Source organism: Mesorhizobium sp. CC13 (assembly GCF_039907765.1).
GTDB lineage: Bacteria > Pseudomonadota > Alphaproteobacteria > Rhizobiales > Rhizobiaceae > Aminobacter.
In genome coordinates this window covers 15,289-29,981 of the sequence record NZ_JARDJI010000021.1, presented here as the reverse complement: position 1 = coordinate 29,981, position 14,693 = coordinate 15,289, and the positions used below count along the sequence as shown (strand labels likewise).

Sequence of the window (14,693 nt, the reverse complement as noted above, 5' to 3'; positions counted from 1 at the left end):
TGAGAAAGAACCCGCATGCGCCCCTCCAAACGCCAGTTCGACGAAATGCGCGCCATCTCCTTCGAGCGCAACGTGTCCAAGCACGCCGAAGGCTCGTGCCTGGTCAAGTTCGGCGACACGCATGTGCTGTGCACGGCGAGCCTCGAGGAGAAGGTGCCGGGCTGGATGCGCAATTCCGGCAAGGGCTGGGTCACGGCCGAATACGGCATGCTGCCGCGTTCGACCGGCGAGCGCATGCGCCGCGAGGCATCGGCCGGCAAGCAGGGCGGACGCACGCTGGAGATCCAGCGGCTGATCGGCCGCTCCTTGCGCGCCGTGGTCGACATGCAGGCCTTGGGCGAGCGCCAGATCACCGTCGACTGCGACGTGATCCAGGCCGACGGCGGCACGCGCACGGCGTCGATCACCGGCGCCTGGATTGCCCTTCACGATTGCCTGCGCTGGATGGAAGCGCGCCAGATGGTCAGCGTCGACAAGGTGCTCAAGGACCATGTCGCGGCCATTTCCTGCGGTATCCATGACGGCCAGGCGGTGATCGACCTCGACTATCTCGAGGATTCCGCGGCTGGCACCGACGCCAACTTCGTCATGACCGGCAAGGGCGGCATCGTCGAGATCCAGGGCACCGCCGAGGGCGTTCCGTTCTCGGAGGAGGAGTTCCTGCAGCTGATGGGCCTCGCCCGCAAGGGCATCTCGCGGCTGGTCAGCCTGCAGCAGATGGCGGTGGCGTAAGCAACGAAGGCGATGACGTCGCACCTAGACACCCCCCTCTGGCCTGCCGGCCATCTCCCCCGCAAGGGGGGAGATCGGCAGCTCAACTGCGGGCGATCCTGTTGCGATTTCGACGTTGAGGCGGTGCGGCTGCCACAGCCAATCTCCCCCCTTGCGGGGGAGATGGCCGGCAGGCCAGCGGGGGGTGTCTAGGTGCAGCCCTCCGCCATCCTCGAATCCGCCCTCTATGTCGCCGATCTCGACGCCGCGGAGAAATTCTACGGCGAGGTGATGGGGCTGACGCGGATCGCCAGGGTGGAAGGCCGCCACGTGTTCTTCCGTTGCGGCCAGGGCGTGCTTTTGCTGTTCAACGCGGACGCCACGCGCCAGCCGCCGAAGCCCGACGCCAGGCTGCCGGTGCCGCCGCATGGCACGACTGGCCAGGGCCATCTCTGCTTTGCCGGCACCGCAAGCGAGATCGAAGACTGGAAGCAGCGGCTCGAGGGCGAGGGCATCGCCATCGAAGCCGATTTCGAGTGGCCGAACGGCGGCCGCTCCATCTATTTTCGCGATCCCGACGGCAATTCGCTGGAGATCGCCGAACCGAGAATCTGGGGACTTTGATGCGTGAACTCGCCGACAGGAAGATCGTCATCGCCAGCCACAACGCCGGCAAGCTGCGCGAGTTCGCCGACCTGATGGCACCGTTCGGCTTCGAGGCCAGGTCGGCCAGGGAGTATGGCCTGCCCGAGCCCGACGAGACCGGCACGACCTTCGAGCAGAACGCCTACATCAAGGCGCATGCCGCCGCCGAGAAGACCGGCCTGCCGGCGCTTTCAGACGATTCCGGCCTGGTCGTCGACGCGCTCGACGGCGCGCCCGGCGTCTACACCGCCAACTGGGCCGAGAAGGAAGACGGCAGCCGCGACTTCGGCATGGCGATGCAGCGCACCGAGGATGCCATGCAGGAGCGCGGCGCAACGAAGCCGGACCAGCGCAGCGGCCGCTTCGTCGCCGTCATCTGCCTCGCCTGGCCCGACGGGCACGCCGAATATTTCCGCGGCGAGGCCGAGGGTACGCTGGTCTGGCCGCCGCGCGGCGAAATGGGCTTTGGCTATGACCCGGTGTTCCTGCCCGAGGGCTTCGACAAGACCTTCGGCGAGATGAGCGCCGAAGAAAAGCACGGCTGGAAGCCGGGCCAGCCTGATGCGCTGTCCCACCGTGCCCGCGCCTTCCAGAAGTTCGCCCGCGCCAAGCTCGGTTCGGCCTGAACGATGCGTCTTTCCTTCGGCACTTTGCGACGCGACGCACCCCCACCCCTGACCCCTCCCCACAAGGGGGAGGGGGACGATCGCCGCCCTGCCGCCAGCCTCTTGTCGACATCGGCATGGGCAGTCGGGCAGGGATGGAGCCAGAATCCCCCTCCCCCTTGTGGGGAGGGGTCAGGGGTGGGGGTACTGCCGCCACACTCCACCCTGATGGGCGCTGTCCGATGATCTTCGATCGCTCGCCCGGCTTCGGCGTCTACGTGCATTGGCCGTTCTGCGCGGCCAAGTGCCCCTATTGCGACTTCAACAGCCATGTCCGCCACCAGCCGGTCGACCAGGTGCGCTTTGCCCGCGCCTTCGCCACCGAACTCGCGACCATGCGCGCCCGCACCGGCCCGCGCGAGGTGACCAGTATCTTCCTCGGCGGCGGCACGCCGTCGCTGATGCAGCCCGAGACGGTCGGCGCCGTGCTCGACGCCATCGCCGCCAACTGGACGGTGTCGGCCAATGCCGAGATCACGCTCGAAGCCAACCCCTCGTCGGTCGAGGCCGAGCGCTTCCGTGGCTACCGCTCGGCCGGCGTCAACCGCGTCTCCCTCGGCGTCCAGGCGCTCAACGATGCCGATTTGCGCTTCCTCGGCCGCCTCCACAATGTCGAGGAGGCGCTGCACGCCATCGGCCTGGCGCGCGAGATTTTTCCGCGCCTGTCGTTCGACCTGATCTATGCCCGGCCGGGCCAGAAGCCCGACGCCTGGGCGGCGGAACTCACGCAGGCGATCGGCTACGCCGTCGACCATCTGTCGCTCTACCAGCTGACCATCGAGGAAGGCACGCGCTTCTTCCAGCTCTACAATGCCGGCAAGTTCGAGATCCCCGACGGCGAGCATGCCGCCGAGCTCTACGCCATCACGCAGGCAGTGACGGCTGCGCACGGCCTGCCGGCCTACGAGATCTCCAACCACGCCAGGCCCGGCGCCGAGAGCCGGCACAACCTGACCTACTGGCGCTACGGCGAATATGTCGGCGTCGGCCCCGGCGCGCATGGCCGCTTCGTCGAGGACGGCCGGCGCGTCGTCACCATTGCCGAGAAGCTGCCCGAGCGCTGGGCCGAGCTGGTCGAGGAACGCGGCCACGGCATCGTCGGCGGCGAGACGCTGACGCGTTCGGAAGAAGCCGACGAGTTCCTGCTGATGGGCCTGAGACTCGTCGAAGGCATCGACCTCGCCCGCTACGAGCAGCTTTCCGGCAAGTCCTTGTCCTCGGCGCGGCTGTCGATCCTGCAGGGCGAGGGGCTGGTGGCGCCGATCGGCAATTCGCGCCTGCGCGCCACGCCCGAGGGCATGATCGTGCTCGACGCGGTCGTCGCCGACCTCGCGCGCTGACGTCGTCAGTCCAGCGTCCGCCTGAATCTGAGCAGCGCCAGCCCCGCGAAAACCACCACGAACAGCACGAGTATGCCCACCTCCTGGGCGATCGCCGGGAATTCGGCGCCCTTCAGCATCACCGCCCGGATGATGCGCAGGAAATGTGTCAGCGGCAGTATCTCGCCCAGCGCCTGGGCCCAGCCGGGCATGCCGCGATAGGGAAACATGAAGCCCGAAAGCAGGATCGACGGCAGGAAGAAGAAGAAGGTCAGCTGCATCGCCTGCATCTGCGTGCGCGCCATGGTCGAGATGGTGTAGCCGAGCAGCACCAGCGCCATCACGAACACCAGGATCGCCGAAAGCAGCAGCGGCAGCGAGCCGATGAACGGGATGGCGAACAGGAGCTTCGACGCCACCAGCACCACCGTCACCTGCACCGCGCCGACCACCAGATAGGGCAGCACCTTGCCGAGCATGATCTCGGCCGGGCTCGCCGGCATCGCCAGCAGGTTCTCCATCGTGCCGCGCTCGGTTTCGCGGGTCAGCGCCATCGAGGTCATCATCACCATCGTCATCTGCAGGATCACGCCGAGCAGCCCGGGCACGATGTTGTACTGCGAGATGCCCTCGGGATTGTAGCGCCGGTGGACGACCACCTGGAGCTGGCCCTTGGCGTTCTCGGCGGCGGCCGCCTCCATGCCCTGGGCCCTGAGCAGCGCCTGGTTGGCGACAGTGCCGAGCGTCGACACCGCGCCGCTGGACGCCGAGGGATCGGTGGCGTCGGCCTCGATCAGGATCTGCGGCGCGTTGCCGCCGGCGACGCGGCGTCCGAAGTCGGCCGGGATGGTGACGACGAAGGCCACCGCGCCGCTCGCCATCAGCTCCTCCGCCTCGGCGGCCGTTGCTGCGACATGGTCGAAGCGGTAGTAGTTGGTGTTCTGCAGTGCCGCCACGATGGCGCGCGTGTAGGGGTCGTTGCTGGTCGCCACCAGCGCTGCCGGCAGGCTTTTGGGGTCGCTGTTGATGGCGAAACCGAACAGCACCAGCTGCATCAGCGGCACCCCCAGCATCATGGCGAAGGTGATGCGGTCGCGCCGCATCTGGATGAACTCCTTCATCAGCAGCGCCCCCAGCCGCGCGAAGGAGAACAGCCCGTTGGCGATCGACTTCATGACATGTTGTCCCGGGAGCCGGCCATGAACTGGATGAACACGTCCTCGAGGCTGGTTTCGCCCGGCTCGACCGTCACGCCCTTGCGCTGGCCGATGTCGGCGAGCGCCGCCTCCAGCCGCTCGCGGTCGGAGCCCACCACATGCAGCGTCGTGCCGAAGGGCGCCACCTGGTCGACGCCCGGGCGGCCTTCGAGTGCCGCCGCCACCTGGTCGAGCCGCGGCCCCGACACGATGAAGGTCGTGAGCCCCGCGTTGCGCACCACCTCGTCCACCGTGCCGGTGGCCAGCAGCTTGCCGTAGGAGATGTAGCTGATGCGGTGGCAGCGCTCGGCCTCGTCCATGTAGTGGGTCGACACCAGCACCGTCAGCCCGTCATGCGCGAGCCTGTGGATCTCGTCCCAGAATTCGCGCCGCGCCTTGGGATCGACACCGGCGGTCGGCTCGTCGAGCAACAGCAGCTTCGGCTTGTGCATGATGCAGGCGGCGAGCGCCAGCCGCTGCTTCCAGCCGCCCGACAGCGTGCCCGCCAGCTGGTTGCGGCGGCTCGTCAGGCCGAGGTGCTCGAGCGTATTGGCGACATGGTCCTCGACCGGCCGGAGCTTGTAGAGCCGGGCGACGAATTCGAGGTTCTCGCCGATCGTCAGGTCCTCGTAGAACGAGAACCGCTGCGTCATGTAGCCGACCTCGCTCTTGATCTTCAGCCCCTCGCGGCGCAGGTCGTAGCCGAGCACCTGGCCCTGGCCCTCGTCGGGGGTGAGCAGCCCGCACATGATGCGGATGGTCGTGGTCTTGCCCGAGCCGTTGGGGCCGAGGAAGCCGACGATCTCGCCCTCGGCGACCTGCATCGTCACATGATCGACGACGGTCTTGTCGCCGAAGCGCTTGACCAGGTTCCTGACGTCGATGGCGTTCATTGTTGTCTCCGGAAGGGAGTAGGGGAGTATGTTTGGCGACCGGCCTAGTCCCCTGCTGCCTTACTCCCTATTCCCCTGCCTCCACCGCCACATCCACGATCTGCCCCGGCTGCAGCCCGGCGGCGCCGGCCTCCGGCCTGGCCTCGACGAGGTAGACCAGCTTCTGCCTGTTCTCGAGCGAGTAGATCACCGGCGGGGTGAATTCGGGGTCGGGCGAGACGTAGCTCACCTTGGCCTTGAGCCCTTCGGGGCAGCCGTCGCAGCGCACCGAAAGCCGGGTGCCGATCTCGACCGACGAGAACGCGCTTTCCGGGATGAACAGGGTCAGCTTCGCCGCGCCGTCGGGCAGCACCGAGACGACTGGGGCCGACGGGCTCGCCGTGTCGCCGGCATTGCGGATCACGTCGCTGACGCGGCCCGCCGCCGGGGCCGCCAGCACACGCTTCGACAGGCGCCAGCGTGCCTGCTCGAGCTCCGCGCGTGCCTGCTCCACCTTTTTCTCCGCCGCCTTGATCGCCTCGATGCGGGCCGGCAGGCCGGCCACGTCGAGATTTGCCTGGGCAAGCCCGATCGCCGCTTCCGCGACCGCGACCTGGGTCCTCGCTTCGTCCAGCTGCGCTTCGGTGGCGATGCCGCGCTTGAACAGGTCCTCCGTGCGGACGAGGACGCGCCCCGCCTCCTCGGCCTGCGCCCTGGCCGAGCGGACGCCGGCTTCGAGCGCGGCGATCTCCTCCGGCCGCTTGCCCACCTTGAGGTCGGCCAGCTCCGCCTCCGCCTGGGCGAGCGCCGCTTCCGCCTGGGTCACGGCGATCTTGGCGTCGCCGCTCTCCAGCGTGACGATCGGCTTGCCGGCTTCCACCCGGTCGCCGCGGCGCACCGCGATGCTTTCCACCTGCGCCACCTCGATCGGGGCGAGCAGCACGTAGTCGCCCTCGACATAGCCGACCGCGAGCGGCGCGGGGCCGGCGCAGGCCGAGAACAGCGACGCCGCGAAAGGTATCGAACAGAGGATGCTCATGGCTTTCCTGCCTTCCGTGCGGCGATGACGGCCGCGACGTTTTCCTTGGCAATGGCGACGACCTTGGCGGCCTCGGCCGCGCCGATGTCCGCCCAGCCCATCCGCCGCACGACGGCGGGGCGGGCGATGCGGAAATAGACCACCTGGCCGATCATCATGAACACCGTGATGCGGGTGCGCTCGCTTTCGGCCTCCTCGCCGGTGGCCGTGGCCCACAGCTGGCAGAGGCGCCGGTGCAGCGGTTCGAACACGCCGGCATAGATGCGGTCCAGCGCTTCCGTCGGCGTCGACAGTTCGCGCAGCATGAACTGCACGATCTCGCCGGCCTCGGGGCGGGCGACCATGAAGCCGACCATGCGCTCGACGGCCGCCTCGATCTGTGCCGTCGCCTCGGCCGCGCTCGCCGGCGCCGGCTGCGACAGCGTGCTGCTGCCGAAGGCCTGCATGGCGACGCCCTGGATGGTGTCGACGATGTAGTCCGCAGCCGCCAGCCGCAATCCTTCCTTGCCGCCGAAATGATAGGCGATGGAACCGATATTGGCATTGGCGGCTGCCGCGATCTCGCGCGTCGAGGTGCCCGCGAACCCCTGGTGGCCGAACAGTCTCAGTGCCGCCAGCACCAGCGACGTGCGGGTTGCCTCGGCCGCCGAGGCCGGCTGCGGGATGTTGCCCTGCGTCTTGCTCATGCTAATAATTTAATCAATCGATTGATTAAAGTCAAGTCGTTGTTGCAACCGGCGGCCAGCCACGCTTTACTGCCGCATGGCCAAGGAAATCGAACGCAAGTTCCTGGTGCGTGGACAGGAGTGGCGGAGCCTTGTCGAGGACAGGATTCGTATCCGCCAGTTCTACCTCGCCTCGTCGCCCGGCCGCTCCGTCCGGCTGCGCATATCGAACGACAGGGTGGCGACGCTGACGCTCAAGTTTGGCTCCAGGGGGCGCGAACGCGACGAGTTCGAATATGAAGTGCCGCTCGACGACGCCAGGGAGATGCAGGACCAGGCCGTCGGACGTGTCATCGAGAAGACACGTCATCATGTTAGCCACCGCGGGTATCTGTATGAGGTGGACGTTTTCAGCGGGGACCTGAGCGGGCTGGTCATCGCCGAATTGGAAACGCCCGACGACGTGCCGGCCGCTGAATTGCCGGCCTGGCTCGGTCGGGAGGTGACCGGCGACCCGCGCTATTACAACGCGTCGCTTGCCCTTGGCGATGCCCCGGAGGCGGTTGCATGAGCTTTCGCATCGATCCGCGCACGCCCCTGACCGATGAGGTTCGCCGCATCGCGCGCGAGGAGATCGACAAGGCCGTGGCATATCTCGATGCCGCGCGCGACAATCCGGAAAAGGCGCTCCACGCCGTGCGCCGCCGCATCAAGGCGCTGCGGGCGCTGCTGCGTCTCGTCCGGCCGGGCGACGAAGCCTTCTGCCGGGCCGAGAACGACCGTTTCCGCGATGTGGCGAGGTCGATCGCCGGCCCGCGCCAGGCGACCGCCCTGATCGAGACCATCGACCGCCTGATTGCGGACTATCCTGAAGAGGCAGACTCCGCCGGTCTTGCGGGGATCCGCGCCATGCTGGTCCGCTTTCGCGCTTCCGTCGTCTATGGCGAGATCGGGCTCGCGGCGACGCTCGACGCTGCCGTCGCCGAGTGCCGCGCCGGTGCCGCCGCCTTCGATGCGCTGCATTTGCCCGATCACCCCGAGGATGCGGCCGACGTCCTGGCCGAGGGCGCGCTTGCCACCTTACGGCGGGCACGAAAGGCGTTGAAGCAGTGCCGCGACAGTGGCCAGGCCGAGGATTTCCACGAACTGCGCAAGGCGGTGAAGACGCATGCGGCGCATCTTTCGCTGCTGCGCAGGCTCTGGCCTTCGCCGGTCAAGCCGCGCCGCGAGCGGGCCGACCTGCTCGGCGAGAGCCTCGGCGAACTGCACGACGTCTTCATCATGCGCGCGCTCATCGACGCGCGCGAGGCGCCCTTCGACGGTCCCGAGCCCAAGCTCCTGGTCAAGCTGCTCAAGCGTTCGGAAAAGGCGCTGCGCAAGCTTTGCCTCGCTGCCGCCGAGGAGCTGTTCGAGGACAAGCCCAGGCGCACGGTGCGCCGGCTTGCCAGGAAATGCCGCACCGACCTTGGCGAGGCCGCTGCGATGCCGGAACCCGAGGGCACGCCCGGCGAGTAGCGTCGGGCTGGCGCGCGTCGCCTGCATCATGTTACTTCCCTTGGGTCATGACGCAGACGACAGATACCTTGCTCGACCGCATCGGCCGCTGGCTGGCTTCACGACTGCAGGCGGAATCCTCCGGCTACGAGCCCTATACGCCGTCCGATCCCGAAACGCTGCGCCGCACGCTGGAGCCGGGCGATGTCCTGCTCGTCGAGGGCAACCAGCGCATCTCGGCGGTGATCAAGTATCTCACCCAGTCGACCTGGTCGCATTCGGCGCTCTATGTCGGCGACGCGCTTCCCGAGCCTGCCGACGGTTCCGAGCGGCCGCGGCTGATCGAGGTCAACCTCGGCGAGGGCTGCGTTGCGGTGCCGCTGTCCAAGTACCGCACCTACAACACCCGCATCTGCCGCGCCAACGGCCTCACCCCGGAGGATCGCGAGCAGGTGGTCAAGTTCATGGTCGAGCGGCTCGGCCTGAGATACGACCTCAAGAACATCGTCGACATGCTGCGCTATTTCTTCCCGACGCCGCCGGTGCCGGTGCGCTGGCGCCGGCGCATGATCGCCTTCGGCTCGGGCGACCCGACCCGCGCCATCTGCTCCACCATGATCGCCGAGGCCTATGGCCGGATCCGCTACCCCATCCTGCCGGAGATCACCCGCGCCCCCGGCCGCGCCTCGGCGCAGTCCAACTACATGCGGCGCGAGATCATGCAGATCCGCCACCATTCGCTCTACACGCCGCGCGACTTCGACCTGTCGCCCTATTTCCGCATCGTCAAGCCGACGCTGGAATATGGCTTCGACTACCGGCAGATCACCTGGGGCGAGCAGCGCGAGATCGATCTCACCGAGCTGCCGAAGACGCCGCTGCCCGTTCCGCCGCAAGCAGGTCGCGCGCGTCCCTGACGGTCGCCGCATAGCTGACATAGGGCCGCTTGACCCCGTGGTTGATCAGCATGCGCCGCGTCTGCGGCGAGGCCCCGGCGATGAAGAAGCGCACGCCCGCCTTCCTCGCCTTGCGCGCCGCCCCCTCCAGCACGTTGGCCGCGGTCGAATCGAGGAAGGGCACCTGCGAGCAGTCGAGGATGAAGTTCCGGCGCTGGTCGGCGATGCGGTCGAGCACGGCGCCCACCGTCGAGGCCGCGCCGAAGAAGAAGGCGCCGGAGATGCGGTAGATCACCGTGTCGGCGTCGCCCGCGTCGCTCGCCTCGTAGGCGTGGCGGTTGCCGTTGGTGGCGTCCGCCATGTCCTCCTGCACCAGCGGCTGGTCGGTCTCGACGGCGATGCTCTTGGCCATCCGGTCGATGAACAGCACCGAGCCCAGCGCGAAGCCGACCACGATGCCTTCGGTGAGGTCGCGGAAGACGACGAGCGCGAAGGTCACGAGCAAGACCAACGCGTCGCCGCGCGAGCTGCGGACCAGCGTCGCGAAGGCCTGCTTCTCGACCATGTTCCACGCCACCACCGCGAGGATGCCGGCCAGCGCCGACAGCGGGATGTAGGAGGCGAGCGGTGCGGCCACCAGCATGAAGGCGAGCAGGAAGGCCGAGTGCAGCATGCCCGAGACCGGCCCGTGCGCGCCGGCCCGGACGTTGGTCGCGGTGCGCGCGATGGTGCCGGTGGCGCAGATGCCGCCGAACAGGGCCGCGCCGATATTGGCGAAGCCCTGCGCCACCAGCTCGCAGTTCGAGCGGTGCCGCCGCCCGGTCATGCCGTCGGCGACGACGGCCGAAAGCAGCGATTCGATCGCGCCGAGCAGCGCGAACGACACCGCGTCCGGCAGCACGGCTATCGCCTTGTCGACGCTCAAATCGGGTAGGGCCGGCCAGGGCAGGCTGCGCGGGATGCCGCCGAAGCGCGTGCCGATGGTCTCGACGGGCAGCGCGAGCGCCGCCGCGGCGAGCGAGGCGACGCCGACCGCGATCAGCATGCCCGGCCATCCCGGCCTCAGCCGCTTGAGCACCAGGATCGTGCCGATCGTCAGCACCGCCACCGCGATCGCCGCCGGGTTGGCCGTGCCCGCGGCGTCCGCCAGCGCCAGCAGCTTGGGCACCAGCGGTCCAGGCTCCTTGCCGGCGAGCGTCAGCCCGAACATCTCGCTCAGCTGGCTGGCGAAGATGATGACGGCGATGCCGGCGGTGAAGCCCACCGTCACCGGATAGGGGATGAACTTGATGTAGGTGCCGAGCCGGAGATAGCCGATGGCGACGAGAAAGATGCCCGCCATCATCGTCGCCAGGATCAGCCCGTCGACGCCCTCGCGCGCCACCGTCGCCGCCACCAGCACGATGAACGCGCCCGCCGGCCCGCCGATTTGGAAGCGGCTGCCGCCCAGCGCCGAGATGATGAAGCCGCCGACGATCGCCGTGAACAGGCCCCTGTCGGGCGACACGCCCGAGGCGATGGCGATCGCCATCGACAGCGGCAGCGCCACGATTGCCACCGTCAGCCCGGCGATCGCGTCGGCCTTGAGCTGCGCTGCGCCATAGCCCTCGCGGAAAACCGTCACCAGCTTGGGCGTGAACAGTTCGGAAAATGTCGGTCGGTCGTGTCTGTGCCTGCTGCCTGCTGCGTCCATGCCTGCATCGTCCTGCAATGCGGCGGGATCGTCGGCATGTCTGTCGGCGGTCGCCGTCGCGAACCTTTGCGGAGGGTTGACGGGCTCAGCCGGCCTTCTTCTTCAGGCGCACGCCGCGGCCGCCGGCCTCGTTCTCGCCGATGAGTTCCACACCGGCGGCGTCGAGCGCTTCGATGACCTTGGTCAGCGTGTCGACCACGCCGCGCACCACGCCCTCGCTCGCTTCCATGCGCTGGATCGTCGGAACCGAGACCCCGGCCTTTTCGGCAAGCGTCTTCTGGTCGATGCCTGCCAGCGCTCGAGCGGCGCGCATCTGTGCGGCGGTGATCAATGTCGGCGTTCCCGTCTCTGTCCGCAGAATGAATGTATCATACATTCATGATGATGTTTCAAGCATGAATATCGATGTTCAGCGCATGTCGTCTTCAGTCCCCTCGCCGGGCCGCAGCAGGTAGCGGCTGACCACCCAGCACAGCGTCGCCCAGGCGAAGCCGGCGCTCCATCCGGCCAGCACGTCCGAGGGCCAGTGCACGCCGAGATAGACGCGGCTGATGCCGACCAGCAGCGCGGTCAGGATCGCGACGAAGAAGACGAAGACGGTGGTGGCGCGGCCGGGCACCACGCGGGCCAGCACCACGCCCAGCGTCAGATAGGTCACCGCCGCGAGCATGGCGTGCCCGCTGGGGAAGCTCATGGTCTGCACCTGCGCCAGGTGCGAGACCAGGTCCGGCCGTGGCCGGTCGATGCCGAGCTTGAGCAGGCTCGACAGCACCTGCGCGCCGGCGACCGAGGCGAACACGAACAGCGCCGGTCCCCAGCGCCGGATCAGGCACAGATAGATGATGGCGACGGCAGTGATGTAGATCAGCACCGCTGCACTTCCGAGTGCGGTGATGTCGCGCATCGCTTCCTCGAACCAGCCCGGTCCGATCGGGTTGTTGGGCTCGCCCGCCACGCGGAAGGCGAGCAGGATGTCGGTGTCGAAGGAGCGCGGTGCGGCGTCGCGCGCGACCTCCGCCAATTCGACGAAGGCCCACAGCCCGCCGGCGATGACGACGCCCGCTGCCAGCAGCGACAGCTGGATACTGTTCCACAGTTTCTGATGCATCGTCCTGCCGTTCCGTTACAGCTCCGGGATGGCCGCTTCCGGGCCCGTGCGCAACAAGTGGGGAGACCTTTCCCAAAGAAAAGGCGCGCAAGCAAAAGGTCGCAGCACATTTCGTCGGCAAGGGCCGATCCTCGACGCTGTATAGCGGCGCCCGACTTTCGGCGAAACTGTCATGCTACTGTTATGTCGTCCGATTAGCGGTCTCGGCGAACCCCAAGCGAAGCATCAGCCAGAGGTCGAAAACATGAACCAGCACGCTCCCAACGATCAGAAATTCCGCACCAGCCTGCTCGAGGAGAATGACGGTCCCGGCCACAACCCGACCGACAACCGCACCATGGGCGACATCATCGCCACGCGCTTCTCGCGCCGCAATTTCCTCAAGGGATCGCTCGCCGTCTCGGCGATTGCCGCCACCGTCAGCCCCATCGCCATCATCCTCGCCGACGACGCCCGCGCCGCAGCCGCTTCGGCCTTCAGCTTCGACGAGGTCGAGGCCGGCATCGACGACAAGCACCATGTCGCCGCCGGCTACGACGCCGACGTCCTGCTGCGCTGGGGCGACCCGATATTTGCGGACGCTCCCGAGTTCGACCCCACCAACCAGTCGGCCGAGGCGCAAGGCAAGCAGTTCGGCTACAACAACGACTATGTCGGCTACGTGCCGCTCGAAGGCTCGGCCGAGCACGGCCTGCTGGTCGTCAACCACGAATACACCAACGAGCACCTGATGTTCCCCGGCATCGTCAAGATCGTCGAGGGCAAGATCGAGGTTGCGCCCGCCGACCAGAAGCGCGTCGACATCGAGATGGCAGCTCACGGCGGCTCCATCGTCGAGATCCGCAAGGAAGGCGGCAAGTGGCAGGTCGTGCGCGACGGCAAGCTCAACCGCCGCATCACCTCCACCACCGAGATGCAGCTCACCGGTCCGGCCGCCGGCCACGACCGCCTCAAGACCAATGCGGACGCCACCGGCACCAAGGTGTTCGGCACCCTCAACAACTGCGCCGGCGGCGTCACGCCCTGGGGCACCTACATCATGGCCGAGGAGAACTTCCACGGCTATTTCGGCGGCGAGCTGCCGGCCGACCACAAGGAGGCCGCCAACTACAAGCGCCTCGGCGTGCCGGAAGGCACCTATGAGTGGCTCAAGTTCTATGACCGCTTCGACGTCGCCAAGGAGCCGAACGAGCCCAACCGCTTCGGCTGGATCGTCGAGGTCGACGTCCAGGACCCGAACTCGGTGCCAAAGAAGCGTACCGCGCTCGGCCGCTTCAAGCACGAGGGCGCCGAATCCATCGTTGCCCCCGACGGCCGCGTCGTCTTCTACCTCGGCGACGACGAGCGCTTCGACTACGTCTACAAGTTCGTGACCAAGGGCAAGTTCAACCCCGACGATCGCGCCGCCAACCTCGGCCTGCTCGACGAGGGCACGCTCTATGTCGCCAAGTTCGCCGAGGACGGTTCGTTCGAGTGGCTGCCGCTGGTCCAGGGCGAGGGCCCGCTCAATGCCGACAACGGCTTCGTCAGCCAGGCCGACGTGGTCATCGAGGCGCGCCGCGCCGCCGACCTGCTCGGCGCCACCAAGATGGACCGGCCGGAGGACATCCAGCCCAACGGCGTCAACGGCAAGGTCTATGTCATGCTGACCAACAACTCGAAGCGCAAGGCCGACAAGGTCGACGCCGCCAACCCGCGCGCCGAGAACGCCTTCGGCCACATCATCGAGCTGGCCGAGGACGGCGGCGATTTCGCCGCCACCAAGGGCAAGTGGGAAATCCTGCTCAAGTGCGGCGATCCGTCGGTCGCCGAGGTCGGCGCTTCCTTCTCGACCTCGACCACCCAGAACGGATGGTTCGGCATGCCCGACAATTGCGCAGTCGATACCGCCGGCCGCCTCTGGGTCGCGACTGACGGCAACAACCCCAAGGCCACCGGCCGCACCGACGGCCTCTGGGCCGTCGACACCGAGGGCGAGGCGCGTGCCACCTCGAAGCTGTTCTTCCGTGTGCCGGTCGGCGCCGAGATGTGCGGCCCGCTGTTTGCGCCGGACGACCAGACCGCCTTCGTCGCCGTCCAGCATCCGGGCGACGGCGGCGAGGATTGGGAAGGCTTCGGCCGCCCGTCCTACTACGAGGACCTTTCGACCCGCTGGCCCGATTTCAAGCCCGACATGCCGGTCCGCCCGGCCGTCGTCGCCATCACCAAGCAGGGCGGTGGCAAGATCGCCGTCTGATTCAGGATGGACACAGGAAAACAAAAGCCGGCGGGGTCGCCCCGCCGGCTTTCTTGTGAACAGCGCATACCCCGGTCGCCGCCGCGCGAAAGACGGGTACGAGAATCGCCATTGTGCCCCTATGATGCCGCGTCACGAGGAGGCAGGGTGCGCG

General features: G+C 67.7%; 15 protein-coding genes. 8 read left to right on the top strand and 7 right to left on the bottom strand.

Annotated features, from left to right (window positions below; translation table 11 throughout):
• Positions 1-15 precede the first annotated feature (15 nt).
• The 4 genes from rph to hemW all read left to right on the top strand — a co-directional run bounded on the left by rph (position 16) and on the right by hemW (position 3,361).
• Positions 16-732: a ribonuclease PH gene (gene rph / locus PV773_RS21560; RefSeq protein ID WP_347968338.1), complete on the top strand. Its 717-nt coding sequence runs from the start codon at positions 16-18 to the stop codon at positions 730-732.
• Positions 733-924: 192 nt separating this feature from the next.
• Positions 925-1,335 carry a VOC family protein gene (locus PV773_RS21555; RefSeq protein WP_347968337.1) on the top strand — a complete coding sequence of 137 codons (411 nt, stop codon included), beginning with the start codon at positions 925-927 and terminating at the stop codon, positions 1,333-1,335.
• Positions 1,335-1,982: an RdgB/HAM1 family non-canonical purine NTP pyrophosphatase gene (gene rdgB / locus PV773_RS21550; RefSeq protein WP_347968336.1), complete on the top strand. Its 648-nt coding sequence runs from the start codon at positions 1,335-1,337 to the stop codon at positions 1,980-1,982. The genes PV773_RS21555 and rdgB overlap by 1 nt, the downstream gene beginning before the upstream one ends.
• 221 nt (positions 1,983-2,203) lie before the next feature.
• Complete coding sequence (hemW, locus tag PV773_RS21545; protein ID WP_347968335.1) at positions 2,204-3,361, top strand: radical SAM family heme chaperone HemW; 1,158 nt, start codon at positions 2,204-2,206, stop codon at positions 3,359-3,361.
• A gap of 5 nt (positions 3,362-3,366) precedes the next feature.
• Here hemW and PV773_RS21540 read toward each other — a convergent pair whose 3' ends face one another.
• The 4 genes from PV773_RS21540 to PV773_RS21525 form a co-directional block, all read right to left on the bottom strand.
• Entirely contained in the window at positions 3,367-4,515 is a 1,149-nt protein-coding gene (locus tag PV773_RS21540) for an ABC transporter permease (protein WP_347968334.1), read from the bottom strand.
• Positions 4,512-5,429, bottom strand: coding sequence for an ABC transporter ATP-binding protein (locus tag PV773_RS21535; RefSeq protein WP_347968333.1), 918 nt, complete (start codon positions 5,427-5,429; stop codon positions 4,512-4,514). The genes PV773_RS21540 and PV773_RS21535 overlap by 4 nt, the downstream gene beginning before the upstream one ends.
• A 67-nt stretch (positions 5,430-5,496) precedes the next feature.
• On the bottom strand, positions 5,497-6,447 hold the full coding sequence (locus tag PV773_RS21530) for an HlyD family efflux transporter periplasmic adaptor subunit (RefSeq protein ID WP_347968332.1): 951 nt from the start codon (positions 6,445-6,447) through the stop codon (positions 5,497-5,499).
• Complete coding sequence (locus tag PV773_RS21525) at positions 6,444-7,133, bottom strand: CerR family C-terminal domain-containing protein (RefSeq protein ID WP_347968331.1); 690 nt, start codon at positions 7,131-7,133, stop codon at positions 6,444-6,446. Before PV773_RS21525 ends, PV773_RS21530 begins: the two co-directional genes overlap by 4 nt.
• 76 nt (positions 7,134-7,209) lie before the next feature.
• Here PV773_RS21525 and PV773_RS21520 point away from each other — a divergent pair, with 76 nt between their 5' ends.
• The 3 genes from PV773_RS21520 to PV773_RS21510 are packed head-to-tail and all read left to right on the top strand — an operon-like array spanning position 7,210 to position 9,523.
• Positions 7,210-7,683 carry a CYTH domain-containing protein gene (locus PV773_RS21520; RefSeq protein WP_347968330.1) on the top strand — a complete coding sequence of 158 codons (474 nt, stop codon included), beginning with the start codon at positions 7,210-7,212 and terminating at the stop codon, positions 7,681-7,683.
• A complete protein-coding gene (locus tag PV773_RS21515; protein ID WP_347968329.1) occupies positions 7,680-8,627 on the top strand; it encodes a CHAD domain-containing protein in 948 nt (315 codons plus the stop codon). The genes PV773_RS21520 and PV773_RS21515 overlap by 4 nt, the downstream gene beginning before the upstream one ends.
• Before the next feature lie 47 nt (positions 8,628-8,674).
• Positions 8,675-9,523: a YiiX/YebB-like N1pC/P60 family cysteine hydrolase gene (locus tag PV773_RS21510; RefSeq protein WP_347968328.1), complete on the top strand. Its 849-nt coding sequence runs from the start codon at positions 8,675-8,677 to the stop codon at positions 9,521-9,523.
• Here PV773_RS21510 and PV773_RS21505 read toward each other — a convergent pair.
• The 3 genes from PV773_RS21505 to PV773_RS21495 all read right to left on the bottom strand — a co-directional run bounded on the left by PV773_RS21505 (position 9,462) and on the right by PV773_RS21495 (position 12,303).
• Positions 9,462-11,195, bottom strand: coding sequence for a SulP family inorganic anion transporter (locus tag PV773_RS21505; protein ID WP_347968327.1), 1,734 nt, complete (start codon positions 11,193-11,195; stop codon positions 9,462-9,464). The two genes, PV773_RS21510 and PV773_RS21505, sit on opposite strands and share 62 nt — an antisense overlap.
• Positions 11,196-11,280: 85 nt before the next feature.
• The gene (locus tag PV773_RS21500) at positions 11,281-11,526 is read right to left on the bottom strand and encodes a helix-turn-helix transcriptional regulator (RefSeq protein ID WP_340036065.1); all 246 of its coding nucleotides are present in this window, start codon (positions 11,524-11,526) and stop codon (positions 11,281-11,283) included.
• Positions 11,527-11,604: 78 nt separating this feature from the next.
• Positions 11,605-12,303 carry a phosphatase PAP2 family protein gene (locus PV773_RS21495; protein WP_347968326.1) on the bottom strand — a complete coding sequence of 233 codons (699 nt, stop codon included), beginning with the start codon at positions 12,301-12,303 and terminating at the stop codon, positions 11,605-11,607.
• A 244-nt stretch (positions 12,304-12,547) separates the two neighbouring features.
• Here PV773_RS21495 and PV773_RS21490 point away from each other — a divergent pair, with 244 nt between their 5' ends.
• On the top strand, positions 12,548-14,539 hold the full coding sequence (locus tag PV773_RS21490; RefSeq protein WP_347968325.1) for a PhoX family phosphatase: 1,992 nt from the start codon (positions 12,548-12,550) through the stop codon (positions 14,537-14,539).
• Positions 14,540-14,693 lie beyond the last annotated feature (154 nt).

Excerpts from the sequence above, each read along its gene's own strand:
- PV773_RS21520 (WP_347968330.1), top strand. The coding sequence starts at position 7,210 with ATGGCCAAGGAAATCGAACGCAAGTTCCTGGTGCGTGGACAGGAGTGG.
- PV773_RS21510 (WP_347968328.1), top strand. The coding sequence starts at position 8,675 with ATGACGCAGACGACAGATACCTTGCTCGACCGCATCGGCCGCTGGCTG.
- PV773_RS21515 (WP_347968329.1), top strand. The coding sequence starts at position 7,680 with ATGAGCTTTCGCATCGATCCGCGCACGCCCCTGACCGATGAGGTTCGC.
- PV773_RS21535 (WP_347968333.1), bottom strand. The coding sequence starts at position 5,429 with ATGAACGCCATCGACGTCAGGAACCTGGTCAAGCGCTTCGGCGACAAG.
- PV773_RS21540 (WP_347968334.1), bottom strand. The coding sequence starts at position 4,515 with ATGAAGTCGATCGCCAACGGGCTGTTCTCCTTCGCGCGGCTGGGGGCG.
- rph (WP_347968338.1), top strand. The coding sequence starts at position 16 with ATGCGCCCCTCCAAACGCCAGTTCGACGAAATGCGCGCCATCTCCTTC.
- PV773_RS21525 (WP_347968331.1), bottom strand. The coding sequence starts at position 7,133 with ATGAGCAAGACGCAGGGCAACATCCCGCAGCCGGCCTCGGCGGCCGAG.
- rdgB (WP_347968336.1), top strand. The coding sequence starts at position 1,335 with ATGCGTGAACTCGCCGACAGGAAGATCGTCATCGCCAGCCACAACGCC.
- PV773_RS21505 (WP_347968327.1), bottom strand. The coding sequence starts at position 11,195 with ATGGACGCAGCAGGCAGCAGGCACAGACACGACCGACCGACATTTTCC.
- PV773_RS21490 (WP_347968325.1), top strand. The coding sequence starts at position 12,548 with ATGAACCAGCACGCTCCCAACGATCAGAAATTCCGCACCAGCCTGCTC.
- hemW (WP_347968335.1), top strand. The coding sequence starts at position 2,204 with ATGATCTTCGATCGCTCGCCCGGCTTCGGCGTCTACGTGCATTGGCCG.
- PV773_RS21495 (WP_347968326.1), bottom strand. The coding sequence starts at position 12,303 with ATGCATCAGAAACTGTGGAACAGTATCCAGCTGTCGCTGCTGGCAGCG.
- PV773_RS21530 (WP_347968332.1), bottom strand. The coding sequence starts at position 6,447 with ATGAGCATCCTCTGTTCGATACCTTTCGCGGCGTCGCTGTTCTCGGCC.